The sequence below is a fragment of the uncultured Abyssibacter sp. genome (assembly GCF_964000955.1).
Classification (GTDB): Bacteria; Pseudomonadota; Gammaproteobacteria; order Nevskiales; family OUC007; genus Abyssibacter.
The window spans coordinates 1-25,234 of record NZ_CAXFCL010000256.1 but is presented as its reverse complement, the minus strand read 5'-3'; the positions used below and the strand labels follow the sequence as shown (position 1 = coordinate 25,234).

General features: G+C 65.4%; 22 protein-coding genes and 1 tRNA gene. 15 read left to right on the top strand and 8 right to left on the bottom strand.

Features of this window, described 5'->3' with window-relative positions:
- Positions 1-114: 114 nt before the first annotated feature.
- Complete coding sequence (locus ABNS06_RS12440) at positions 115-513, bottom strand: MAPEG family protein (RefSeq protein ID WP_348674920.1); 399 nt, start codon at positions 511-513, stop codon at positions 115-117.
- Positions 514-707: 194 nt separating this feature from the next.
- On the bottom strand, positions 708-2,138 hold the full coding sequence (nhaD, locus tag ABNS06_RS12435) for a sodium:proton antiporter NhaD (RefSeq protein WP_348674919.1): 1,431 nt from the start codon (positions 2,136-2,138) through the stop codon (positions 708-710).
- A gap of 116 nt (positions 2,139-2,254) precedes the next feature.
- Here nhaD and ABNS06_RS12430 point away from each other — a divergent pair, with 116 nt between their 5' ends.
- Together ABNS06_RS12430 and ABNS06_RS12425 are read left to right on the top strand one after the other, a co-directional pair.
- On the top strand, positions 2,255-3,043 hold the full coding sequence (locus ABNS06_RS12430; protein ID WP_348674918.1) for an NYN domain-containing protein: 789 nt from the start codon (positions 2,255-2,257) through the stop codon (positions 3,041-3,043).
- A 121-nt stretch (positions 3,044-3,164) separates the two neighbouring features.
- A complete protein-coding gene (locus ABNS06_RS12425) occupies positions 3,165-4,118 on the top strand; it encodes a M14 family zinc carboxypeptidase (protein ID WP_348674917.1) in 954 nt (317 codons plus the stop codon).
- On the opposite strand, the gene ABNS06_RS12420 is transcribed toward ABNS06_RS12425, so the two are convergent.
- Positions 4,108-4,947: a D-hexose-6-phosphate mutarotase gene (locus tag ABNS06_RS12420; RefSeq protein WP_348674916.1), complete on the bottom strand. Its 840-nt coding sequence runs from the start codon at positions 4,945-4,947 to the stop codon at positions 4,108-4,110. The two genes, ABNS06_RS12425 and ABNS06_RS12420, sit on opposite strands and share 11 nt — an antisense overlap.
- Positions 4,948-5,051: 104 nt before the next feature.
- A complete protein-coding gene (locus tag ABNS06_RS12415) occupies positions 5,052-5,570 on the bottom strand; it encodes a hypothetical protein (protein WP_348674915.1) in 519 nt (172 codons plus the stop codon).
- A 184-nt stretch (positions 5,571-5,754) separates the two neighbouring features.
- On the opposite strand from ABNS06_RS12415, the gene ABNS06_RS12410 reads away from it, so the two are divergent.
- Positions 5,755-6,513 carry an SDR family oxidoreductase gene (locus tag ABNS06_RS12410; protein ID WP_348674914.1) on the top strand — a complete coding sequence of 253 codons (759 nt, stop codon included), beginning with the start codon at positions 5,755-5,757 and terminating at the stop codon, positions 6,511-6,513.
- A 7-nt stretch (positions 6,514-6,520) separates the two neighbouring features.
- On the opposite strand, the gene ABNS06_RS12405 is transcribed toward ABNS06_RS12410, so the two are convergent.
- Positions 6,521-7,270, bottom strand: a complete 750-nt coding sequence (locus ABNS06_RS12405) for a class II aldolase/adducin family protein (RefSeq protein WP_348674913.1) — start codon at positions 7,268-7,270, stop codon at positions 6,521-6,523.
- Positions 7,271-7,337: 67 nt separating this feature from the next.
- Here ABNS06_RS12405 and ABNS06_RS12400 point away from each other — a divergent pair, with 67 nt between their 5' ends.
- The 5 genes from ABNS06_RS12400 (at position 7,338) to ABNS06_RS12380 (ending at position 14,233) form a co-directional block, all read left to right on the top strand.
- Positions 7,338-8,960 carry an NAD(P)/FAD-dependent oxidoreductase gene (locus tag ABNS06_RS12400; RefSeq protein WP_348674912.1) on the top strand — a complete coding sequence of 541 codons (1,623 nt, stop codon included), beginning with the start codon at positions 7,338-7,340 and terminating at the stop codon, positions 8,958-8,960.
- A gap of 213 nt (positions 8,961-9,173) precedes the next feature.
- Positions 9,174-10,463, top strand: coding sequence for a GGDEF domain-containing protein (locus ABNS06_RS12395; protein ID WP_348674911.1), 1,290 nt, complete (start codon positions 9,174-9,176; stop codon positions 10,461-10,463).
- A gap of 253 nt (positions 10,464-10,716) precedes the next feature.
- The gene (locus tag ABNS06_RS12390; protein WP_348674910.1) at positions 10,717-12,372 is read left to right on the top strand and encodes an ATP-binding protein; all 1,656 of its coding nucleotides are present in this window, start codon (positions 10,717-10,719) and stop codon (positions 12,370-12,372) included.
- A gap of 9 nt (positions 12,373-12,381) precedes the next feature.
- Positions 12,382-13,326: a response regulator gene (locus tag ABNS06_RS12385; protein WP_348674909.1), complete on the top strand. Its 945-nt coding sequence runs from the start codon at positions 12,382-12,384 to the stop codon at positions 13,324-13,326.
- A 34-nt stretch (positions 13,327-13,360) separates the two neighbouring features.
- Positions 13,361-14,233 (top strand): energy transducer TonB, encoded by an 873-nt coding sequence (locus tag ABNS06_RS12380; RefSeq protein WP_348674908.1) that lies wholly within the window; start codon positions 13,361-13,363, stop codon positions 14,231-14,233.
- Here ABNS06_RS12380 and ABNS06_RS12375 read toward each other — a convergent pair.
- Positions 14,230-14,784, bottom strand: coding sequence for a hypothetical protein (locus ABNS06_RS12375; RefSeq protein WP_348674907.1), 555 nt, complete (start codon positions 14,782-14,784; stop codon positions 14,230-14,232). The two genes, ABNS06_RS12380 and ABNS06_RS12375, sit on opposite strands and share 4 nt — an antisense overlap.
- A gap of 158 nt (positions 14,785-14,942) precedes the next feature.
- Between ABNS06_RS12375 and ABNS06_RS12370 the strand changes: the two genes are divergently transcribed.
- Positions 14,943-18,026, top strand: coding sequence for a PKD domain-containing protein (locus ABNS06_RS12370; protein WP_348674906.1), 3,084 nt, complete (start codon positions 14,943-14,945; stop codon positions 18,024-18,026).
- A 75-nt stretch (positions 18,027-18,101) separates the two neighbouring features.
- On the opposite strand, the gene ABNS06_RS12365 is transcribed toward ABNS06_RS12370, so the two are convergent.
- Both ABNS06_RS12365 and ABNS06_RS12360 read right to left on the bottom strand, forming a co-directional pair.
- The gene (locus ABNS06_RS12365; protein ID WP_348674905.1) at positions 18,102-18,746 is read right to left on the bottom strand and encodes a hypothetical protein; all 645 of its coding nucleotides are present in this window, start codon (positions 18,744-18,746) and stop codon (positions 18,102-18,104) included.
- Positions 18,747-18,756: 10 nt separating this feature from the next.
- Positions 18,757-19,365, bottom strand: coding sequence for a hypothetical protein (locus tag ABNS06_RS12360; protein WP_348674904.1), 609 nt, complete (start codon positions 19,363-19,365; stop codon positions 18,757-18,759).
- A 320-nt stretch (positions 19,366-19,685) separates the two neighbouring features.
- Between ABNS06_RS12360 and ABNS06_RS12355 the strand changes: the two genes are divergently transcribed.
- The 6 genes from ABNS06_RS12355 to ABNS06_RS12330 all read left to right on the top strand — a co-directional run bounded on the left by ABNS06_RS12355 (position 19,686) and on the right by ABNS06_RS12330 (position 25,165).
- Positions 19,686-19,762, top strand: a tRNA-Val gene (locus ABNS06_RS12355).
- Between the two features lie 588 nt (positions 19,763-20,350).
- Entirely contained in the window at positions 20,351-21,115 is a 765-nt protein-coding gene (gene rfbF / locus ABNS06_RS12350; RefSeq protein ID WP_348674921.1) for a glucose-1-phosphate cytidylyltransferase, read from the top strand.
- Positions 21,112-22,167 (top strand): SDR family oxidoreductase, encoded by a 1,056-nt coding sequence (locus ABNS06_RS12345; protein WP_348674903.1) that lies wholly within the window; start codon positions 21,112-21,114, stop codon positions 22,165-22,167. Before rfbF ends, ABNS06_RS12345 begins: the two co-directional genes overlap by 4 nt.
- Positions 22,157-22,723 (top strand): dTDP-4-dehydrorhamnose 3,5-epimerase, encoded by a 567-nt coding sequence (gene rfbC, locus ABNS06_RS12340; protein ID WP_348674902.1) that lies wholly within the window; start codon positions 22,157-22,159, stop codon positions 22,721-22,723. The genes ABNS06_RS12345 and rfbC overlap by 11 nt, the downstream gene beginning before the upstream one ends.
- Positions 22,710-23,996, top strand: coding sequence for an SAF domain-containing protein (locus ABNS06_RS12335; RefSeq protein WP_348674901.1), 1,287 nt, complete (start codon positions 22,710-22,712; stop codon positions 23,994-23,996). The genes rfbC and ABNS06_RS12335 overlap by 14 nt, the downstream gene beginning before the upstream one ends.
- The gene (locus tag ABNS06_RS12330) at positions 23,993-25,165 is read left to right on the top strand and encodes a glycosyltransferase (protein WP_348674900.1); all 1,173 of its coding nucleotides are present in this window, start codon (positions 23,993-23,995) and stop codon (positions 25,163-25,165) included. The genes ABNS06_RS12335 and ABNS06_RS12330 overlap by 4 nt, the downstream gene beginning before the upstream one ends.
- Positions 25,166-25,234: the final 69 nt, after the last annotated feature.

Sequence of the window (25,234 nt, the reverse complement as noted above, 5' to 3'; positions counted from 1 at the left end):
TCGCGCCATCCGGCGGCCAGCCATCGCAACGGAGCCGTGGCCGGCAGGACGCGACAGTCCGCGACCAGCGGCAGCGGTGTGGCGTCGTCCCCGGAACTCATGATGATCGCGGCCCTAGGAAACCAGCTTGGTCACGCTGTTGCCCACGCAGTACCCCGCGGCCAGCAGTAACGCGGAAAATGTCAGCACCATGCCGATGACCCGCCCCTGCATGAAATGCGCTGTGAACGACAGCGCATAGCCGTGCAGCAGTCGGCCGATCAGCAGCGCCAGACCGATGACATGCAGCAGCCAGGCCGGTGCGCCGGACAGCTCGGAAAACCCCGCCAGCACGAGGATCAGCGGGACGTACTCGGCGAAGTTCGCGTGGCCGCGGATACGCCGCGCCATCTCCTGGCTGCCGCCGTCGCCCAGACTAGGACCGCCCTTGCCGCCGCGCCCCTTGATCACCCAGATGCTCAGCACCAGGTACCAGAGCGCCAGCAGGCCGGCGTAAAGCGGTGTGACAATCATCGTGACGAGTCTCCCCCTCGGTCTCTTTCCGAACGCCCCCGTGATGGCGAACGCTCCGCGTGCGGCGAGCATGCCACAGTCCGGCGCCCGCATCCGCACCACCGGATGCCACGCGAATCAATCGTCGACGACCCGGTATTTGTCCCGGAAGGCGGTTGGCTTGTAGCTGGACGGAAACGGCCGGAACGTCCTGCTCAGAACAAACCGCGATTGAGCCACAGATGCACGAGAATGCCGGCGACATAACCCAGGGCAATCGCCCAGCTCCAGCGCAGGTGGGAGAAGAAGGTGTAGCGGCCGTGCGCCTGCCCCATCACGGCGACACCGGCCGCCGAACCGATCGACAGCAGCGAGCCGCCCACACCGGCGGTCAGCGTGACCAGCAGCCAGTGTCCGTCCGACATCGCCGGGTTCATGCTCAGCACCGCGTACATCACTGGAATGTTGTCGATGATGGCCGAGGCCACACCCACCAGGATATTGGCGGTCATCGCCCCCAGGCCTTCATAGATGAGCTGCGAGCCGGCCGCCAGATACCCCAGCGCACCCAGACCACCGACGCAGACGATGATCCCGTAGAAGAACAACAGCGTGTCCCACTCGGACCGCGCCACTTCGCGAAACGTGTTCGGCGCATGCGGCTCGGTGTGATCGGACATCATCTCGTCGTGGGAGACGAACGCGATCGGCTGGCCCTGCTTGCGCAGCCCTGACCAGTTCAGATACCAGCCGTAGAGTTTCAGCAGGCCCAGGCCGCCCATCATCCCCAGCGCCGGCGGCAGGTGAAACGCCGTGTGCATGGTGACCGTGACCGCGACGGTAATGACGAACATGCCGATGATCATGTAGCCGCCGCGTTTGACGGTGACGGTTTCGGCCAATGCCTGCGGGCGCCCGGCGGGCACGGCCAGACTCATGATGGACGCCGGCACCACCCAGTTCACGAACGCGGGCACGGCCAGCGCCATGAATTCACCGGCGCCCAGCAGCCCCTTCTGCCACACCATCAGCGTGGTAATGTCGCCAAAGGGACTGAACGCGCCGCCGGCATTGGCGGCGACGACGATGTTGATGCAGGCGACCACGACGAAGCGCGTCTGGTCGCCGCCCACCGCCAGCGCGACCGACGACAGCACCAGCGCGGTGGTCATGTTGTCCGCCAGCGGTGACATCAGGAACGCCAGCGCACCGGTCACCCAGAACACGATGCGCAGCGAAAAGCCGCGCGACACCAGCCAGCCCCGCAGCGCGTCGAACACGCCGCGCTCCTGGAGCGTGTTCACGTAGGTCATCGCCACCAGCAGGAACAGCAGCAGCTCGCCGTACTCCAGCAGGCTGTGACGCACCATCTCGCCCGCCCAGTGCGGTTGCCCGGCCAGCGTGTAGGCGATGCCGATCAGCGTCCAGATGAAACCGGCCGCCATCAGCACCGGAATGGACTTGCGCATGCCGCTCCATTCCTCGAGCACGACCATGACGTAAGCCGCCACGAACAAGCCCAGACAGGTCAGTCCAATCCAGGTGCCGGTGAGATCCAGTGCCTGCTCGGGCGCCGGCTCCGCCGCCATCAGTACAGAGGGAAACAGAGACGCAAGCACTGGAATCAGCAGGCGCATCGCAGACATGGCACGAACCGGAGAAACTGGGGGGCGGCGATCATAGCCGCGCGGATGTCGAACGCAAGCCATGCTTTGGTCGAAACCGGTTACGAGCTCAACAGCGACCTGCGATACTCCGCCGCATGAATCCAACGACCGAACAACCCAACCTCGCCCTGTTCTGCGATTTCGAGAACATCGCGCTCGGCGTCCGTGACGCCAACTACGCGGCCTTCGACATCCAGAAGGTGCTGGAACGCCTGCTGCTCAAGGGCTCGATCACCGTGAAGAAGGCGTACTGCGACTGGAGCCGCTACGCCGAGTTCAAGAAGCCGATGCATGAGGCAGCATTCGAGCTGATCGACATCCCGCACGTGCGCCAGTCCGGCAAGAACTCGGCGGACATCCGCATGGTCGTCGACGCGCTTGACCTCTGCTACACCAAGGAACACCTCGACCTGTTCGTGATCATTTCCGGCGATTCCGACTTCTCGCCGCTGGTCAGCAAGCTTCGCGAGAACAACAAGACCGTGATCGGCGTCGGCGTGAAGAACTCCACCTCCGACCTGCTCACGGCGAACTGCGACGACTTCATCTTCTACGACGATCTGGTCCGCTCGACGGACAAGAGCAAACGCAAGCGCAAGGCGAAGAAGCCGAGCACGCAGAAGGTGGACGACAAGAAACAGGAAGCCTTCGATCACGTGCTGGAAACACTGGAGGCACTGATCGACGAGCGCGGCGAGGACGAGCGCATCTGGGGCTCCATGATCAAGCAGACGCTCAAGCGCCGGAAGCCCGGTTTCTCCGAGTCGTTCCACGGCTTCGATTCCTTCAACAAGCTGCTGGAAGCGATGGGCGAGGCCAAGCTGCTGCTGCTTACGCGCGACGAGCGCTCCGGGGGCTATCTGGTCCGGCCGGCCGACGCCTGACCCGCTCTCGGCGCGACCCGGTTCACCGTTGGCGAGACGCCGGCGAATTCGCGTATCCTTCGCGCCGATCCTGCTTGGATCGATTCCCCGACCACCATCCACGCGGCGCGTCATTCGCACTGTGATTTCCCAGTACGCCCGGGCGCTTCTGATCGCCTGCATCCTGCTCCCGACACTGCCGGCGGCGCATGCCGGCCAGAGCCGCCCGATCCCGCTGGCCAACGGTCAGCAGGGCTGCCTGATGATGGCCAACCTGCTGAGCAGCATTTCGCAAGGTGATTGCGATCTGGTCGATTTCGGCGTCGCCGACACCGGCACCGTGCAGCAGCGCCCCATCCTGATCGGAGAGTTCCCTGCCCGCCGGGTGCTGCCGGTGGACAAGCGCCCCGCGCGAGTGCTGCTGCTGGGCGGAATCCACGGCGACGAATATTCCTCCGTCAGCATCCAGTTTCGCTGGGCCGAGCAACTGGCGAGCGACGACGAACGCCGCTACCACTGGCGCATGCTCCCCTGCCTGAACCTCGATGGGCTGCTCGCCGGACCGGCGACCCGCGTCAACGCCAACGGCGTGGATCTGAACCGGAACTTCCCGACCCTGGCCTGGGAGTCACGCGCGTTGCCGTACTGGACGCAGCAGACCGGCCGTGATCCGCGACGCTATCCGGGGCCGGCGCCGGCCTCCGAGCCCGAAGTGCAGTGGCTGGTCGAGGAGATCGCCGCGTTCAAGCCCGATGTCATCGTCAGCGTCCATGCTCCGCTGGGGGTGCTCGACTTCGACGGACCGCCTCCGCCGCCACCGCAACTCGGGATGCTGCATCTGGATCGTCTCGGCGCCTATCCGGGTTCGCTGGGCAACTATGCCGGCCGCAGCCTGTCGCTGCCGGTGATCACTCCGGAGTTGCACTACGCCGGCATCATGCCCACCGATGCGCAGATCGCCGGCATGTGGAACGACCTGATCGAATGGCTGGACACCCATGTCGGCGAGCGGGATCGCGATGTGGAACCCCGCCCCGTGTTGCCCGACTGGAGCCTGTTGCTGGCACCGCCGGAAACCCTGCTGCTCAGATGGTGAGCACCTGGGCGCCGAGCCAGACCGCGCCCGGCCCCAGCGAAACCGGCTGTTCGATTTGCGCGGCCTCCACGCAGAGCATGTAACGCTCACCGCCTGGCTCCATGTCGGACATCGCCGCCGCGTTCTCGGGGCCGGGATTCCAGACCACGACATCCTGGAAGCCTTCAGCCTCGACCCGCAGGCTCCGTGAGCCCTCCCGGACCGTGAGTGCGTTCGACACGTCGGGGTACACGCGATCGAGTTCGGGGCCGAAACGCAGCGCCGGCTCACTCTGGACCGATCGAGCCATGTCGCGGGTCGCATCCCAGTAGGTCCGCCCATCCAGCCCCTCCAGCGTCACGTCCTCGATCGAGCGGACACGCAGATAGCTGTGCAGACCCGCGGTGAACCGCAACGGATGGCGGCCGGTGTTCTCCACCGACAGCGCGGTTCGCAAACCGGATGGCAACAGACTCACGGTCAGCCGCAGGCGGAACGAATGCGGCCAGATCTCCAGTGTCGATGCACTCTCGCTCAGCTCGTAAGCAACCTGCGTATCCGAAACCCCCGCCAGGGCCCAGGCCGATCGGCGGGCGAAGCCATGCTTGGGCAAATCACCAAAATTGCCGAACTGGGGAAAGATGACCGGAATACCGCCGCGAATCGACGCATCCGCACCGAACGCGCTGTTGTCGCTCAGAAACAGCCGGTTGCCGCCCTCCGGCTCGGGTGTCCACTCCAGCACATGCGCGCCGTGTGCGGTCACGCGGGCTGTGCCGCCGCCCGGTTCGCGCAGCGTCACGACATCGCACGCACCGACCGTCGCCTGCCCATCCAGCCTGTTGTCCATGTGACGAATCCTTTGAGGGTGAAACCGATCAAGACCCGGGTCGTCAGGGAAACACCGATTGATTCACTCCGACAAGTGGTCGCGCGAAACGGCCCGGACGCCGGCTACTGCATGTCGCCAAACCGCAGGCCGAAGTTCACCCCTACATATTCTGCGCTGCCCGCGAAGTTGCCCTGGATCGCGAACTCGAAGGCCGCGTCCCGATCGGTGTCCCTGGCGAACAGGAGCTCCCAGGCCAACCCGGTCCGATGCCCTGGCAGCTCGTCATCGGGATTGAAGATCCGCCCGACCCCCAGCGCGCCATGCACGGAACTGTCGCCAAACCGCGTACCGAACAGCGCCGCCACCTCGACCGGATCGTCATCGGTGTCCGCCTCGCGGATGCGAGCCACGCGCATTCGAAACAGTCCGCCGGATTCGGTCGCCGTGGTGAATGCGCCGGTGAGGCCACTCAGCAGACCGGCTTCGCTGCAGTCGCTGTGATCGGTTTCGCAAGGCAGATCCACATGTCCGTAGATCAGGTTCAGGCCCAGCGTCAGCCAGGTTCTGCCCCCGTCGTCGGCGAAGGCGGCGGAACTGCCGCTCATCAGGATCAGCGCCACCGCCCAAAATCGTATTTTCATCATGACTCCCCAGTCATCCTGATGTGTTGTTTTTTGAAAATCCTGGCGTCAGCGGAGGACGCCGGACCAAGGCGGCGCATGATTTGATTTTCCAACGGAGATTGCAAGCATGCAGATCGACGCCACGTTGGCATGACGGCGATCACGCACCACACTGACCCGCTTTGGCCATGGACTAGCAACAATGCCCCAGACTGTTCTAATCACCGGCGCCAGTCGCGGCATCGGTGCAGCCGCCGCGCGCCGTCTGGCTGCCGACGGCCGCCAGGTGGCCCTTGCCGCGAGAAACCTGTCGGCGCTCGAGGCCTTGGTCGACGAACTGGACAGCGGACCGGGTCGGGCAATGGCGATCGCCTGCGATGCCACCCGCCCCGAGGAGGTCGCATCCGCCATCAACGCCTGCGTGGACCGGTTCGGCCGACTGGATGTGCTGGTGAACAACGCGGGCCTCATCGAACCGATCGCCCATCTGGCCGACGTCGATGTCGACGGTTGGAACACCGTGGTGGACGTGAATCTCAAGGGCGTGTTCCACGGCATGCGCTACGCGATTCCGCAGATGCTCGCCCAGGGCGGCGGGACAATCATCAACCTCAGTTCCGGCGCCGCGACCAAGGCCATCGAGGCCTGGAGCGCCTACTGCGCGACCAAGGCGGCGGTGCTGGCGCTGACGCGCTGTGGGCATGAGGAGTACGGCGATCGCGGCATCACCGTGGTCGGGATGAGTCCCGGCACCGTGGGCACGGAGATGCAGGCCAGCATCCGCGCATCCGGCATCAATCACTACAGCCGACTCAAGCCCGACGACCACATTCCTCCGGAATGGGCCGCCGAGGCGATCGCCTACCTGTGCACCGACGCGGCCCGCGAGTTCGCCGGTGGCGACTTCTCAATCAAGACCGACGAGGGCCGCGCGCGGGTCGGCCTGCCGCCGGTCGCCTGACCGACGTCTACCCCTTGTAGGACGGATCGACGCGATCCAGCCGCCGCAGCAGTCCGGGCCAGGCCAGCCCACCGCCGGCGCCGCGCGTAACCGCGGCCGCCTGGGCCATCGCACCATCGATGATCGGCTGCGGTACGTGCGTCAGCTCCCCGCCTCCGGCCTGCGCCCTCACCTGGATCATGCAGGTGGTTTCAAACAGGTACATGAACAGGAAGGCATCGGGAATGTTGTTCGCCACCGTCAGCAGGCCATGGTTGCGCAGCATCAGGAAATGCCGGTCGCCCAGGTCGGCGACCAGCCGCGGTTTTTCGGCCTCGTTGAGCGCGACGCCTTCATAGTCGTGATAGCCCAGCGAGGCCAGCACGAAGATGCTCTGCTGCGACAGCGGCAGCACGCCATCACGCTGTGCGCTGACCGCGATGCCGTTGACGCTGTGAACATGCAGTACGCACTGGGCATCCTCCCGGGCCGCGTGAATGGCACTGTGGATGGTGAACCCGGCCGGATTGATGTCGAATGGCGAGTCCATGACCTTGTTGCCGTCGAGGTCGATCTTGACCAGCGAGCTGGCCGTCACTTCGTCGAACAACATGCCGTAGGGATTGATCAGGAAGTGATGATCCCCACCCGGAACACGGGCGGAGATGTGCGTGAAGATCAGGTCGCTCCAGCCGAACTGGGCGACCAGCCGGTAGGTGGCCGCGAGGTTGACCCGCGTTTCCCATTCCTCGGCCGTCACCTGGCTGCGGATATCCATGGCGTCTCCTTCGTTGTGTTGTCGTGATACCCGCATAATGCAACCCGATCCCACTCCCCGCCAGACGATGCACGACTCCCCGAATCCGGATTCCGACGTGCTCATCATCGGCGGCGGCCACAACGGCCTGGTCTGCGCCGGGTATCTCGCCGCGGCGGGCCTGTCGGTCACGGTGCTGGAACGCCGGGCCGTGGTCGGCGGCGCCGCGGTCACCGAGGAGTTTCATCCGGGATTCCGCAATTCCGTCGCTGCCTACACCGTCTCCCTGCTTCATCCGAAGGTGATTGCCGATCTGGAGCTCGCGCGTCACGGACTGCGCATTGTCGAGCGACCGCTGTCGAACTTTCTGCCGACCGAAGACGGCCGCTATCTGAAGGTCGGACCGGGCCGGACTCGCGAATCACTGGCCGCCTTCTCGGCCCGGGACGCCGACCGGCTGTCGGCATTCGACGCCTCGCTGGAAACCCAGGCCGACCTGATCCGCTCCCTGCTGCTCGAACGGCCGCCAAACATGACCGACCGCGGGTGGCGGGCCGCGCTGCCCGAACTTTTGCGGGCGCTGCGGCTCGGCCGTTCGGTCGGACGGCTGAACCGCAACCAGCGCCAGGAACTGCTGCGGCTGTTCGCCTGCTCAGCCGGCGACTACCTGGATGACTGGTTCGAATCCGATCCGATCAAGGCGGTGCTGGGGTTCGACGGCATCGTCGGCCACTACGCCAGCCCCTACTCGCCCGGCAGCGCCTACGTGCTGCTGCATCACTGCTTCGGCGAGGTCAACGGTCGCAAGGGTGTCTGGGGTCACGCGATCGGCGGCATGGGTGCGATCACCCAGGCCATGGCGGCGTCGGCCCGGTCGCGCGGTGTGACCATCCACGTGAACGCGCCGGTCAGCCGTGTCCTGACCAAGCGCGGACACGTCGTGGGCGTCGCCACCGAATCCGGCCGTGAATTCCGCGCCAGCGCCGTCGTCTCGAATCTGAACCCGAAACTGCTGTTCACGCGGCTGGTCGACGACGACGACATCCCGGCGGACTTTCGCACCCGCATGGCGCAGTGGCGCTGCGGTTCCGGCACCTTTCGCATGAACGTCGCGCTCAGCGAGCTGCCGGACTTCTCCTGTCTGCCGGGCACCGCGCCGGCCGAGCACCACGGAGCCGGCATCATTCTGGCGCCCTCACTACGCTACATGGAGCAGGCGTATTTCGATGCCAGGACGCATGGCTGGTCGCGCCAACCCGTGGTGGAGATGCTGATCCCGTCGACTCTGGACCCGTCGCTCGCCCCCGAAGGGCAGCACGTGGCCAGCCTGTTCTGTCAGCACGTTGCGCCGGAACTGCCGGACGGATCGAGCTGGGATACGCACCGGGACTCGGTCGCCGACCTGATGATCGACACGGTCACTCGGTACGCTCCGAACTTCCGTCGGTCGGTGATCGGCCGGCAGGCGCTCACGCCGCTGGACCTGGAGCGGACGTTTGGTCTGATCGGCGGCGACATCTTCCACGGCAAGCTCTCGCTCGACCAGATGTACTCCGCGCGCCCGACCCTGGGCTTCGCCGATCACCGCACACCGATCGCAGGCCTTTATCAATGCGGTTCCGGCACGCACCCAGGTGGTGGGGTCACCGGCGCGCCGGGACACAACGCCGCACGCGAAATTCTGAAAGACCGACGGCTGCGAATGAAATAAGGGTTCTTGCCTTGTATTTCAAATTGGCATAAAAAACCCATGCGTATCCGATCCGGATACTGATTGTCATTCTCAATCCGCCACGCCGCGAATCTCCGAGTCGCACGGAAATCATCAGGCGGACCATCCGACTCGCGGCGGGTCGGAACCCGGGTTGTCGTGTCCAGGAATCAGACTTCAGCGTTGGCGAGCTCGCAGCGAGACCCGGCCCGGATGCCGGACGGCCGCTTCCTGCTCGCGATGGCCGGACTGTTTGCGGTGACGCTTGCCGTGATTGGCGGCACGGCGCTGCTGCGGACCGGGGTCGCCGCCGATCCGCTGACCTGCGCCGGCTTCTTCCTCTTCACGCTGTTTGCGATCTCCTGTCGGTATCAGCACCCGGGTCAGGGGGTCGTCAGCTTTGACCGGGTCGCTCAGTTCTCCGCCGTGCTGATCCTGGACCCGGTGGTCGCCGCGGCGTTGAATGCCTGCGCCTCGTTCGTTCATCCGGTCGAGCGGCTACGCCGCGGTGTCTCACCAACCAATGCCCTCGCGGCGGGCTGCGCGAACGGCGCGATCATGGGGATGGCGGTGTTGCTCGGCGGCCTGGCCTATCACGGCCTGAACGGTCCTGTGCCGCTGCGCAGCGTCACCTGGCAGGTGGTGCCACCGCTGATCGCCATGGCCACGATCGCGCATGTGGTCAACGCCCTGATGCTGCATCTGGTGTTTCGTATCCGTGGCGTGGCTCACCAGCATCGCTTCGATGGGTTCTCCTTCACGCTGGAAGTCCTGTCCTACCTCGTCGCCATCGTGTTCGTCGTCGTCTGGACCAACCTGGCGTTGATCGACAGCCTCATCCTCACGGGCTTGCTGGCCGTGGGCATGCTCCAGCTCAGTTCCCACGGGGCGATGCGTGCCCGATTGGAACGCCTGGTCGAGGAACGCACCATCGACTTGCACGAACAATCGCGCCGCCTCGACGAGATGAGCCGCACGGATGACCTGACAGGCCTGCGCAATCGGCGGCACGCGCAGATCCGGCTGGAGGAGGAGATCCACCGCGCACGCCGCCATCACGGCACATTCTGTATCGCCCTGGCGGATCTGGATCACTTCAAGCAGATCAACGACCGCTATTCGCATGGCGCCGGCGATGCGGTACTGCGCAAGGTGGCGATCACGCTCGACCAGAGCGTGCGCGGCGAGGACGTGGTGGCGCGCTTCGGAGGCGAGGAGTTCATCTTCATCTTTCCCGAGGCGTCGATACCCGACGCCATGGTGGCCTGCGAGCGCATCCGGTTCGCCGTGGAACGCCTGACAATGCCGGAAATCTCGAAGTCGCTCAGAGTGAGCGTGAGCATCGGTCTGGTGCAATTCGGCGGCGAGACGGCAACCCAGCTGCTCAACCAGGCGGACACCGCGCTCTACAGCGCCAAGCACCGAGGACGGAACCGGGTGCTGGCCGTGCCGCAGGATCTCGACGAGCCGCCTCCGAGCGATATTCAGCGCCAGAGGACGTAAAGTCGCCGGAATCGGTGGTTTGGTCGCCCCGTTTCAGGCAAATCAGGTGACTTCGTGGCACGGATATTGCCGCCTTCACGACCAATACCGCCGAGTCCGTCGTGGGACATCCGCCGTTGCACGGCATGTCCGGGGAACACGATCGGAGCGGCACTGGGGAAATCATTGATCATGCCGACAGCAGTTCGGCGGGGAATGCATGTTTTTTCGGAAATGGATCGCCGTACTCGCGGTGCTGGGCACCGTTGCGCTCTTGAGCGTTCTTGTCATCAAGTCTCAGCAGCGTCCGCTTGACGCCCGTCTGGCGAGCGACCAGCTCGCCCAGATCAACTACTCGACCCGGCTCGCGGAGCAGTTCAGTCGCGAGATCACGCGAACCCGCATCACACGTGACACCTCGTTCGCCGCCCTGGACGGCACCGTGGCGCTGTGGGAGTCGGCCGATGCGCGTCTCGCGGCCGACGAGACCGGGCTGGCGGACGGTCCCGACACCGGCACGACCCTGAACCGCTATCGTTCGGCGGCGGCGCAGCGCAGACAGGAGCTGGCGGACTTCAAGGCGGCTCAGCTCACGTTCATTACCGCCTTCGAACGCCTTCGCCTGGAAGCGGAGAACACCCTCGCCTCCCTGCTCGCCAACGAGGCGGGCATCGCGACGCGCGAGCAGGTCATCACCCTGCTGGACGAACTGGCCAGTTACGGATTGCAGGCCAATCCCAACAACGGCGGCCGGATCTATTCACTGATGGCGCGACTCAACGGCTCCGTCCCCGCCTTCGAACAGGCGGCGCGTGAAGTCCGCGCGGCCAAGGACGCGCTGCAGCCGGTGGCCGATTCGCTGACCTCCGACACACCGGTGGCGCTGCTTGATCAACTGGGCGCGCAGGTTCGGGACGCCATCGCGGCGCAGGACGCACGGATCGAGCACTACACGCTGGCGCTGGCCGCCTTCGCCGGCGCCTTGCTGCTGGTCTTCAGCCTGATCGGTCTTCGACTGCGGGGCAGCTTCAACGAGCTGGACAGCATCAACAGCAACCTGGAGAAGCTCGTCGAGCAGCGGACCGACGAATTGAACCGCACACTGGAGGAACTGCGCATGCAGCAGGCGCATCTGATCCAGTCGGAAAAGCTGTCGTCGCTCGGCCAGATGGTTGCCGGCGTCGCCCACGAGATCAACACGCCGCTAGGCTATGCGCTGAGCAATGTCGAGACGGTCAAGGAATCGCTGGCGATCGTGGAGTCCGCCGGCGGGCTCAGCGACGATGCGCAGGAGCGCATGGTCGAGGCCGATGTGCTGCTTGAGGACTCCATGCACGGCATGAACCAGATCGACGAGCTGGTGAAGGGTCTGAAGAACTTCAGCCGGATGGACCGCTCGGCGACCGAACTGTTCGATCTGAACGAGGGCCTGGAGACGGCGCTCAAGATCTGCCAGAACCAGCTCAAGGGCGGGATCGAGGTCGAGCGCGATCTCAGCGAGCTCCCCGCGATTCACTGCGCGCCGTCGCAGCTCAATCAGGTCTTCCTCAACCTGATCAACAACGCGTCGCAGGCCATCGACGGAACCGGTGTCATCCGCATCCAGACACGCCACGAGCAGGATCAGGTCACGATCCGGATCAGCGATACCGGCTGCGGCATGGACGCGGACACCCGGGCACATATTTTCGAACCCTTTTTCACCACCAAGGCCGTTGGCGAGGGTACGGGGCTGGGGTTGTCGATCGTGTTCCGGATCATCGAGGACCATGGCGGACGCATCGACGTGGACTCGACGCTGGGCGCCGGCACGACCTTCACCATCCCCCTGCCCGTCCGGCAGACGCGGACCGCGAGCGCTTCGGCCGCTGCACTGGTGGACGATGCGGCGGAACCGCCGATGTCGGCAGCCCTGCAAGCCAGCGCCTGAGGCCGGTCGATGAACGCACAGCCCAGTCTTCCGGATCGCCCGCGCCTGCTGTTCGTGGACGACGAATCACGCATCCTGGTGTCGCTGAAATCCATCTTTCGCAACGATTACGATGTCCGGATCGCCAACAGCGGCGCCGAGGCGATCGACATCCTGCGCGGATGGCCCGCCGATGTTCTGGTCAGCGATCAGCGCATGCCGGAGATGACCGGCGTGGACGTGCTGCGATCAGCGGCCGAGATCCGGCCAACGACCACCCGCATCCTGCTGACCGGCTACTCGGACCTGGAAGCGATCATCGGCTCGGTGAACGACGGCGAGATCTTTCGATTTGTTTCCAAACCCTGGCGCCGCAACGAGTTGCGCGACACCGTCGCCGCCGCGGTCAAGGCAACCGCCCGCGCGCTGACCGCGAACGATGAGCCGGATACGCCGGCCGTCCCCGAGCCGGTGTCGAGCGTGTCGGTTGCCGACCAGCCCGGCGTGCTGATTCTCGACGCCGACGCCGCCGAGCGGGAGGCGCTGCGCCACGTGCTGAGCGCCGACCGGCCCGTGCATGTAGCCAGCTCGTTCCTCGACGCGCTGGAGCAGATTCGCACGCATCAGATCGGCATGGTGATCACCGAATCCAGCATCGGCGGCGAGCCAGTGACCACGCTCATCAACGGCCTGCATTCGCTGCGTCCGGGCCTGGTCTACATCGTGCTAACGGGCCAGCCCGACGCCCAGCACATCATCGACCTGATCAACTTTGGCCGTGTCTATCGGGTGCTGCGCAAGCCGATCAATGTCAGCGTGCTGCGCGGCACGGTGAATCTGGCGGCGCGGCGTCACCAGTCGCTGGCCCGCCGACCCGAGCGTGCGCGGGAGTTGACCGAAGAGGTGGCGCCGATGCCACCCGAACGCCAGAACCGCGGCCTGTTCGCGAAGATCCGGGAATTTCTGCACGCCTGAGCGCTGCTCGCGGAACCGCTTTTTGGGGGAACACATGTCTGCATCAATCAACCGTCCGGCCTCGGACGCCGGCGGCCTTCGCCAGACCATCGGACACTCGGCCGAGTACGCCATCGCCCTGGCATTGCTGGTCGTGGGCCTGGCCGTCGGCGCCGTCGTCTGGTTCGGAAGTCGCGACGAACCGCGGGGCACGGTGACGGAGATCTCCATGGCCAGCGACGATCTGGCCACCGACGCCGCCACGCGGATGAAGGCCGAGGAAGACGCGGCGCTGGCCGAACTGCGAAGGGAATTGCACGAGTCGCTGAACGAAGTCGAGGCACGCGGTCGCATGGAGGCCGAACTGGCGGCGCAGGAGCGCGCCGCGGCCGAGGCGAGACGGGTGCAGTTGCAGGAACTCGAACAGCGTCAGCGTGAAGCAGAGCAGTTGCGCCAGCAGCTGGAAAGCGAACAGGAACGTCTGCAACGCATCGAACGTGAACGCGCCGAGGCTGCCGCCGCCACCGTCGCCTCGACATCACCGCCCTCCGAGCCGCAGCTTGGCACGCCGGCACCACCCCCGTCACCAACGGCCGAAACGGGCGAGCCCGCGCCGGTCCGCGTCGCGCTGACCACAGCACGGGAGCCGGTGATCACCAAGCCGTCGGTGTTGTGGGATTCCTGCGAACGGCCGGCCTACCCCCGTGCATCACTACGCGCCGGCGAGGAAGGTGTCACGGTGATCTCCCTGGACATCGACGCCAGCGGAACGGTGACCAACGGTTCGGTACGTGAATCCAGTGGCCATCGCCGTCTGGACGAGGCCACGCTGGGCGCGCTGAGCCAGTGTCAGTTCAGGCCCGCGACCACGGACGGAACGCCGACCGCCACCACGGGTGTGTTCCGCTTCGCCTGGAATCTGCGCTAGCGCTGGGCACGCCCGGAGTCGGCCAGAACCTGATCCACGTAGCCCGCGTACTCCACCAGAAAGTCGCGCAGCCCGCCGGGCTGCTTCGACGTGGCGATTTCCACCAGCACCGGCCCGACCCGCGCCGCGCCGATCTTCTCGGCCTGGACGAATCCGTTCACGCCTCCGGTTAGCGGCTGGACGCCTTCCAGCGTCTCGGCCGGGAATCGCTTGTTCCAACCCTGCTCCAGGGCGGACTCGGACGTATAGACGTTCAAGCGCACCTTGTAGGCCGAGTCGTCGGCCTTCCAGTACTTGTAGTAGGCCGAGCTCACCAGTCCCTCCCCCTCGAACAGCTCCGGCGCCTGCGAGGCCCGGATGACCGACTTGATCTCGACCTTCTCCACCCCGGACGCCGGTGTCGGCGTCATCCGCAAACGTTCGATCAGCTCCGTTCCGGACCCGGCGGCGCCCTGCTCGGCAGCTTGATCCGGCTCGGCGCAGCCAGCCAGACATGCCAGCAGGACGCCCATCAGCACGCTCAGACGATAGTGATGCACGGCAACTTCCATCTTGTGGGAAAATAATGCCATTATAGGGGATAGCGGCGACGTGAACGCCTGACCTGTCCATTCCCCCGGGGAATTCGCGGTCCGGCCGTTCCGCCATCCGTGTGTGGCACGTCCTGGCCGACGTTGCCGAACCCTCTGATTCAACTGGGGAATCCACAGTGAACATCCGAAGCCATCTCGTCCTGATCGTCGCCTGCACGATGCTGGGCGGCACTGCCGTGGCCGCCGAACCGGCGTCCGGAACCGTCAGCGAAAGCGCGCCGACCACCGAGTTCGCCTCGGGTCCGAACGTGGTTTCCAACCCCGCCTACCCGGACACCGGGGTCTGCCAGGCACCGGTGCTCGCCTGTGACGATTTCGCGTTGACGGTGGATGTCCCCTCACCGCTGCCCGAGAACATGAGCGCCGGAATTCGCATCCGCACGGTGGCGCCGTCGTCCGAGGATTACGACATCTATCTGCTGGACGCCGACGGCAACCAGATCAACAGTTCGGCGGCCGGCGGAACGCCCGAGGAAATGTTCCAGACGGTGGACCCCGGCATGTCCACGTTCACGGTTCGGGTTATCCCCTGGCTGGTCACCGGCTCCACGGCGGACACCACGATCACGCTGGAATTCTTCGAAAGCACCGGCGGCGGTGGCGACGGCGGCACCGGTAACGATGGCCGCCTGCCGTTCGATCCGACCGCGCCGCGTTACTCGACCTACGTGTCCCCGCCCAACGAAGGCAATGACGCGGGCGAGCCCACGATCGGATTCAACCCGTTCACCGAACGGGCGATGTTCATCTCCTACACCAACGCGCTGCGCGTGACCTTCCCGGAAAAGCTGGAAACTCCGCTGCCGCAGGCCTGCGACGCCGTCTGGGAGAACAAGTCCGGACTGATCACGACGCTGAACTCCCTGGACCCGATCATGTACACGGACCAGGCCACGGGACGGACCTTCAACTCGCAGCTGGCCGGCGCCAACAGCCTGTTCGAGTACACCGACGATGACGGCGACACCTGGATCCCCGGCCAGATCGGCCTGCCCAATGGCGGCGCCGATCACCAGGGTGTGGTGAGCGGCCCCTACCCCGAAGGCTTCCCGACGGCGGGTCTGCTGTTCCCCAACGCGGTGTACTACTGCTCGCAGTCGGTCGCGGCGGCGTTCTGTGCCCGCAGTGACGACGGCGGCCAGACCTTCGGTCCCGGCACGCCGTTCAAGAACCTGGATTGCGGCGCCGGCGCGCTGCACGGCCACCCGAAGGTCGCACCCGACGGCACGCTCTACATTCCGGACAGCTCGCAGTGCGTCGCTTCGCTGGGCCTGGACGGCAGCTCCGAGAAGGTCGTGGCCTTCGTCAGTGAGGATGCCGGCACGACCTACGAGGTCCGTCCGCTGCCCGACAGCCAAGGCGGCGCCGGTTCCGACCCGTCCATCGCGCTGGCGACCGACGGCACCGCCTACATGTGCTACGAAAACGCGGACGGCACCACGCGTGTGGCGGTCTCCGGCGACAAGGGCGTGACCTGGGAGCATGATCAGGACGTCGGCGCCGCCGCCGGTCTGGTGGCTACCCGGTTCCCGGCCATGATCGCGGGCGACCCGGATCGCGCCGCCTGCGCCTTTCTCGGAACGACCACGGTCGGTGCGGACGAGGACCTGAGCTTCGAAGGCGTCTGGTATCCCTACATCGCGACGACCTACGACGGTGGCGAAACCTGGCAGCTGGTCAACGTCAGTCCGAACGACCCGGTCCAGGGCTTTGGCGGCGTCGGCCCCAGTGGCACCAACCGCAACCTGCTGGACTTCAACGACCTGGAGCTGGACAACCTCGGCCGCCCGATGTTCGCCTATGCCGACGGCTGCATCGGCGGCTGCGTGCTGGACCCGAGCCAGAACAGCTTCGCCGCAAAGGGCACCATCGTTCGGCAGTCCGGCGGGCGCCCGTTGTACGCGGAATTCGACAACCTGGCCGGTCAGCAATTCAATGTCGGCGCACCGATCCCGCCGGCCGCGGCCTGCGCCTTGCAGGACGACAGCCTGCGCACCTTGACCCAGACCAGGGTTGTCTGGCGAGAGCCTGACAATGGCGGCAGCGAGATCACCAACTATGAGGTCTACCGCGCCGAGAATCCGGCCGGCCCCTACGAGTTCGTGGGTGATGCCGGTGCCCGGAACCAGTTCATCGACACCACGGCCAGCACGTCCGTGCCGGAGTACTCGTACAAGATCGTCGCGGAGAACACGGCTGGCAGCTCGGTCGACAGCAACATCATCACGCTGCCGATCGAGGATGACGTGATCGTCGACACCTGCTCGCTGCCGGGTGACACGATCATCCTCGATTCCGAGGGCGATTCGGCAACGCCGGATCACGACATCATCTCGGTGTCCGTGGCAGAGCCAGCCGACTTCGCCGGTAACTTCGTCGTTACGCTCAAGGTTGCCACCTTCACGGCAACCGAGCCCCCGCCGACCTCGTTCTATCCGGTGCTGTTCCCGCTGCGGGACAACTTCTACTTCGCGCTCAACGTGGGAGAAGGACTGCCCAGCTTCGAGTACGGCACCTTCGAGGAATTGCCTCAGGGTCTGCTGGCCTTCACCGCGGAAGGCGATCTCGATGAACGCAGCACGTACAGCGCGGACGGCACGATCGTCTTCGTGGTGCCGAAAACGCTGTTCGGCGAGCTGAACGCGGGCGACATCATCGCCGGCTTCGATGTTCGCTCCCGTGTCGGGTCGGCCTCGCTGCCGAGCCGAGACACCGCGGGACCGGCCGACTATCTCGTTCGCACGGATCTGATCTGCGACGGCCTGGTCGGCAATCTGCTCGCCACCCTCGCCGGCAGCCGGAACGAGGGCGAAGCGCCGCTGAGCGTGGACTTCACGATCTCCGGCCAGGCGCCCGACGGGGAAAGCCTCAGCAGTTACTCGATCCAGTTCGGTGATGGCTCGTTCGTCGAGGACGAACCCTTCGGCGGACAGGACTCGGTGACCATCACCCATGTGTACAACGCCGCGGGCACCTACCGTGCGCAGGCCTCGGTGAAGGACACCGCGGGCTCCCAGAGCAGCAACCTGGCGGAGCACACGGTCGTCGTGGCTGAACCCGGTACCGGTGGTTCAGGCGGCGGTGGTGGTTCGTCTGCAGGCGCGACCGGCGGTGGCGCTCTGGGCTGGCCGCTGCTGGCACTGCTGATGGTCGTGGGTGTACTGCGCCGACAGCTGCGCGGCGGTCGCCGCATCGGCTAGTTTCAACCCGGCATGATCAAGCCCCTGATCCATCCGATCAGGGGCTTTTTTGTGTCTGCGGACTTCTTACCGAGGTTAGTGCGTCAAGCGGCGAATGCGCTGAATCTTTTGCGCGCCGGCCAGTCGATAGAAATCGCGTAGCGTTCTGTGACGCTGCTCGGGTCGCCGAGACGTTGGCAGCCGCACGCAGTAGTGCCTCGCCAGGCGTGTCGCAGTCCGGTAGCGCCAGCGCTGTTCCGCATCGAGACTCGAACGCAGGGCTGGCTGGTCGAACAGCCAGTGGAGCAAGGCGGTGTCGGGAACCGAAACGCCCTGCCCCTGAAGCAACTGCTCAACCACGACAAACTTGTCGATCTCGCCCTGCAACTCCATCTCCAGCTGGCTGACAGGACGGTTCACCTCGGCTCTCGCGGCCAGATAGACGAAATGACTCACGCCTTCGGTCGCGAGCAGCCAGGCGCCGAGATTGTCGGCGTCGACAGCACCTCCGGCGACCTGCGCGAGTACAGCAGCATCCAGAAACAACGACAGGTTCAACTCCCCATCCCGCTCGAGCACGAGCAGCGCTTCATCCAAATCGTCGGCGACGGCGCCCAGATGGACGGCGAGGTGTCGATCCGTCACCAGAAACCGCCTTATGTCCGGCACTGGCGCAAGCGCGTAAATCTGCTCGAGCGTGGTTTGAAGATCACGCAGCGGCGCCATCAAGGCGGGCGTCATGACGAGGGGCTCAGTGCCGCCAGGCACCGGTCTCCTGCGCCACCGGCTGGATGCCGAGCTTCTCAAGCTGTCGCGCCGCCCGGATGCTGCCGGTCTGCGCCCACAGGGTGTAGAGCTGCACGACGTCGCTGTCGGACTTGAGCTGCGCCTGCTCGGAGACCTCCTGCAACACGTCGACGAAGCGGCTGAACTTCTGAGCCAGCTCGCCGAAGATGTCGCGGAATACCGCGCGGGCACGCGAAGTCTCGTAGATGTCACGCAGACAACTGTAGGCGTTGCCGCCCATCGACACGTAGTAGCCAATCCCGACCTGGCGGCGCTCCAGCCACTCCGGAAAGATGCCGGCGATGAACAGCGCCAGATCACCCAGTCGCTGGAGGGCATCGTTGCGTGCTTCGGGGCTGGGCGCCTCCACGGCCTGCTGATACAGACCGGTCAGCGGTTGCAGCACCACGCCATCCGGTGTCGCTTCGAACACGCGCTCGGCGTGAACGAACCCCGTCAGCATGTGCACCAGATAAACCACCGTTTCCTCGGTAGCGTCCACGCGTTGATGCGACATGGCGTCGCAAACGGACGTGTTGAGGTATTCACGCAGTCCCATGTCCGTCAAGCTCATGGTTGCTCTCACCCTAGCCTCCTTTGTCGTCAATCGACCGTGCAGAACTCCAGTGTCGTTTCGTGATCAATCCTGCAAGCTCCATGCCCGAGATTGATTTTCATATCAACTATCAACGAGTTGGGAGACATTTATGAGGGCTCTTCGACCATCAGGAATCACCCAAGCCGGATTCCGGGGCAGCCCCGGTTGACGACTGTGGTCGCTCCCGGGCGCGCGGCCCGCCCGGACACCGGATCGGGAATTTCGACGGTGTGTCCGCCCGCCAACGGATGCGGCTTGCCATGTCGGGGACAACACCCCATAATCCGCGGCCCTTCAGGCGCGTAGCTCAGCTGGTTAGAGCACCACCTTGACATGGTGGGGGTCGTTGGTTCGAGTCCAATCGCGCCTACCAACACTGGAGAAGCCCTCACCGAATGGTGGGGGCTTTTTCGTTGGTGCTCCTGTTTGGGATTGGACTCTCGCCAACGACCCGTCGGGTCGTGGTTGCCAGACGCATCCCTGCGCCCGGTCCTGCGGACTCGCTGCGCTCGCGTCGGGTCGTTCCCGACAACCCGATCGAGTCCAATCGCACCTACCAATACCCGGAATAGCCCTCACCGAATGGTGGGGGCTTTTTCGTTGGCGCTCCTGTTTGGGATTGGACTCTCGCCCGCACTCCTTCGGGTCGTGGTTGCTCGACCTCTCCCTGGGCCTCGCCCTGGCGGGTGTGGGGCGGTGAGGGTTCGCCGTGCTCGAACAAAGACTTCACATCCGGAACCGCACGCGGTTCTACACTCGCTCTTTCTCGACGAAATTGGATAGCATGCTCGCGGGGAGCCACTTCGCTGATCTCGGGCGAACTGAATACCGTTGCGACAACGCCACCGGCCGGTGAACACACCGCTGCCGATACGGGCGGATTTGATCCATGTGTCGCTCCGGGATGTGGCTGTGAATGAGCGCGCGGGCGCCTCACTCAGGGAGTTCATTGTTGAAAGTCGTGATTCTGGCGGGAGGATTTGGCACCCGCCTTGCCGAAGAAACCGGGACGCGCCCGAAGCCGATGATCGAGATCGGCCAGCGTCCGATCCTGTGGCACATCATGAAGATCTACAGTGCCCACGGCATCAACGACTTCGTCATCTGCCTGGGGTATCGCGGAAATATCATCAAGGAATATTTCGCGAACTACATGCTCAACGTCTCCGACGTCACCTTCGATTATCGAAACGGACGGACGGAGTACCACCGCCACAACGCCGAGCCCTGGACCGTGACGCTGGTGGACACCGGCGAGGCCACGATGGTCGGCGGACGCATCCAGCGGGTGCTGCCTTATGTGGCTGACGACGAAGCGTTCTGCCTGACCTACGGGGATGGTGTCGCCGATATCGACATTGCGGCAAGCATCAAGCTGCATCGCAGCGAAGGTCGCCTGGCCACCGTCACCGCGGTCCAGCCGCCGGGGCGGTTTGGCGCGATCTGGACCGAGGGCCACCGCGTCACCGCGATGCGGGAAAAGCCCAACGGCGACGGCTCCTGGATCAATGGCGGATTCTTCGTTCTGAACCCCGGTATCGGTCGCTATCTGACCGGCGATGACTGCGTCTGGGAGCGCGAGCCGATGGAACGTCTGGCCGATGACGGCGAGTTATCCGTCTATCACCATCGCGGCTTCTGGCATCCGATGGATACGCTGCGCGACAACCGCCACCTCAACGCCCTGTGGGACGGCGGCGCGGCTCCCTGGAAGCTCTGGTCATGAGAATTCTGGTCATCGGCAACATGGGCTACGTTGGTCCGGTGCTGTGCGAGCATCTGCGCCGGACACGGCCGGACGCGACGCTGATCGGCTACGACAGCGGCCTGTTCGGACATTGTCTGACCACGGACCATTTCCCCGAACGCGTGCTCGACACGCAGCATTTCGGCGATGCGCGGAACCTGTCCGCCGCCTTGTTCGAGAACATCGACGCGGTGGTGTACCTGGCCGCCGTGTCCAACGATCCGATGGGCCGCGACTTCGCCAAACCCACCGGCGAAATCAATCACGAAGCCGCCGTCCATTGCGCCGGGCTCGCGGCTGAAGCCGGCGTCAGCCACTTCGTGTTCGCATCCAGTTGTAGCGTCTACGGTTACGCCGAGGATGCCCGGGCGCGGGCCGAAGGCGACCCGATCGATCCGCTGACCGCCTACGCACGCTCCAAGATCGCCGCGGAACACGGGCTGGCGGCGCTGGCCGACAGCGGCATGACCATCAGCTGCCTGCGCTTCGCCACGGCCTGCGGCATGTCCCCTCGCCTGCGCCTGGATCTGGTGCTCAACGATTTCGTCGCCGGCGCGGTCGCTTCGGGGCAAATCACCGTACTCAGCGACGGCACACCCTGGCGCCCGCTGATTCACGTCAGGGACATGGCCCGCGCCATCGACTGGGCCGTGGATCGTCCGACCGAGGCCGGCGGCGCGTCTCTGGTGGTCAACGTGGGCAGCGACTCCTGGAACCTGCAAGTCGCCGATCTGGCCCACGCGGTGGCGGGCGTCATCGACGGCACCACGGTGTCGATCGCCACCGATGCCCCGCCGGACAAGCGCTCCTACCGCGTCGACTTCAGCCTGTTCCAGTCGCTGGCGCCGGACCACCAGCCGCTGGAAACGCTGGACAGCACGATTCAGGGTCTTCGCGAAGGACTGGCCGCGATCGGCTTCAACGATCCGGCGTTCCGCGAATCGCTGCTGATGCGACTGCGCGCGCTGCGTGCGCTGATCGACGCGGGCCGGCTGTCGCCCGACCTGCGCTGGACCGACCATGCGGATTGAACCGCTGTCCATCGCTGGCGCCGCGCTGATCCATCTGGAGCCGCATGCCGACGACCGTGGATTTTTCGCACGGAGCTTCTGCGAGACCGAATTCGCCGCCGCCGGACTGGAAACCCGGTTTCCACAGGCCAACCTGTCCCTTTCGAAGCTGCGCGGCACGCTGCGCGGCATGCACTATCAATTGCCGCCCCACGCGGAAACCAAGCTCGTGCGCTGCACCCGCGGCGCACTGTTCGACGCCATCGTCGACCTGCGGCCGCAATCTCCCAGCTTCGGTCAGTGGACCGGCGCCGAGCTGACGGCGGACAACCGGGTCGCGATCTACGTGCCGGCCGGCTGTGCGCACGGCTTCCAGACACTGGCCGATGACACCGAAGCCAGCTACATGGTGTCGGCGGCCTATGCACCCGGCAGTGAGCGCGGGCTGCGTTTCGACGACCCCTGGTGTGGCATCGACTGGCCGATGACGCCAACCGACATGTCCGACAAGGATCGCACCTGGCCCTTGTTCAATGCCGACTACCACGCCGTGGAGCGATTCCGTGATCCTGGTTGATCGCAAGCTCGCCGAGCGCGAGGAGCAATGCCGGCCCATCCGCGTCGGACTGCTGGGCGCCGGGTTCATGGCCAGGGGGCTGGTCAACCAGATCGCCAACTCGGTCCCGGGCATGCGGGTCACCGCCATCGCCAATCGGACGGTGCAACGGGCGGCGGACATTGCCGGTGAAGCGGGCCTGACGCCGATCAGCGCGACGGCCGAGAGGCTGGCGGCCGGCGTGGCGGACTCCGAAGTGCTCGTCACCGACGATCCGGAACTGCTGTGCCGCGCCGATGGCATCGATTGCATTGTCGACGCCACCGGCGCTATCGAATACGGCGCGCAAGTCACGCTGGAAGCCTTCGCCAGCGGCAAGCCCGTGGTGTCGATGAACGCCGAGCTGGAAGGCACGGTGGGCGCCATCCTGCAACAGCGCGCGAATGCCGCCGGCGTGCTGTTCACGCTCTGCGACGGGGACCAGCCCGGCGTGCAGATGAACCTCTACCGCTTCGTCCGCGGCATCGGCCTGACCCCCCTGGTCTGCGGCAACATCAAGGGCCTGCAGGACCCATACCGCACGCCCGCGACGCAAAAGGCCTTCGCCGAGCGCTGGGGGCAGAACCCGACGATGGTGACCAGCTTCGCCGATGGCACCAAGATCAGCTTCGAGCAGGCCTGCGTGGCCAACGCCACCGGCCTGTCCATCGAGCGACGCGGCATGCGCGGCGCCGATGTCGACGGGCATGTCGATGAGCTGTGCGCGGAATACGACGTCGAGCAGCTCCGCGCCCTTGGCGGCGTGGTCGACTACGTCGTGGGCACCCGGCCGGCGCCCGGCGTGTACGTGCTCGCCACGCATAACGATCCCAAGCAACGTCACTACCTGGCGCTATACAAGCTGGGCGACGGTCCTCTGTACAGTTTCTACGTGCCCTATCACCTGTGCCATTTCGAGGTTCCGCTATCGATCGCCCGCGCGGTGGATTTCGGCGATGCGGTGTTGCAGGCACGCCGGACGGCGCCGTCCGTGGACGTGGTCGCCACCGCGAAACAGGATCTGCGCGCCGGTCAGCGGATCGACGGACTCGGCGGCTTCGACACCTATGGCCAATGCGAGACGCATGCGCGCACGCGCGACGCCGGGCTGCTGCCCATCGGCCTGGCCGAGGGCTGCGTGCTCAAACGGGATGTGCGCAAGGACCAGGTGTTGACCCACGCCGATGTCGAGCGGCCGGCCGGACGCCTGATCGATCGTCTGCGCACCGAACAGGACGCGGTCTTCACCGGATGAAGATGGCACCTTCGGACCGGGAACAACGCGCCACCTGCGTGGGAGATGGCCGGGAGCCTCCCGTGCTCGCCCTGTCGCTGCGCAAGCTCGACCAGCTCGTGGCTTACGCCCTGGGCTACGAAATCGAGGACGTGCTGCGCAGCGCCGGACCGACCGAGTTCCGAACCCCGGGCGACATCCGGCAGCTGGAACGCTCGCGCAAGCTCTACAAGACCGCGCGCATGCTGAGATGCCCGCGCCGGGTGGCCCGAACCTTGGCACCGATGCGTGAACGTGTCCCGCTCAACCGGGACTACGAGCTGTTCGTCTTCAACGCGCACAACCCCTGGGCGCTTTACGCGCTGGAGACCATCCCCGACTGGCGCGAGCGCTGCGCCCACGCGGTCTGCTATCTGAACGAGGCCTGGGTCAGCAGGCTGCCGACGAACTACCTGATGGAGATGCTCAATCGCTTCGATCATGTGTTCATCGGGCTGCAGAATCCGGTCGAGCCGCTGAGCCGGCAACTGACCACACCGGTGAGCTACCTGCCACTGGGCTGCGATGTGCTGCGTTTTGCCCCGGCGGACATCGACCGGCCGCGCAGCGTCGATCTCTGCAATATCGGGCGGCGCGCGACCTCCACGCACCGGGCGCTGCTCACGGCCATGCGCACCCGGCCATCCTGGTTCTACTACTTCGACACGGCCCAGGCATCGGGCACCGGGCGCTCGTTCCGCGTCGACGAACCGGCCGAACACCGGCTGCTGCTCGCACAGTTGTTGCGCAACAGCCGGTACTACATCGCCAATCGCGCCCGCATCAACGAATCCGCGACGACCCACGACGCACAAGAAATCTCCGCCCGCTTCTACGAAGGCGCCGCCGCCGGCACCGTGATGATCGGTGTGCCGCCGGACAACCCGAGCTTTCGCGAACAGTTCGACTGGCCGGACGCGGTGATTCCCGCGCCCTATGAGCATCCCGGCATCGTCGAACAGCTCGACGAACTGGATCGCGATCCCGAGCGGCTGCGGGCGATCCGCGTCAGCAACGTCCGCGAGTCCGCGCTTCGCCATGACTGGCTGTACCGGCTCAAGCAGATCTATTCCGCCGTCGGCCTGCCGCCCTCCCGGTCCATGGTGAACCGGGAAGCCCGGCTGCACGAACTCGCCGACCGGCTGTCCTGACCGCGTCGCTAGCTCGCTGATGCACTGAACAGCGACCGGCAATCGCCGCTGATGTCGCTGGATTCGGGG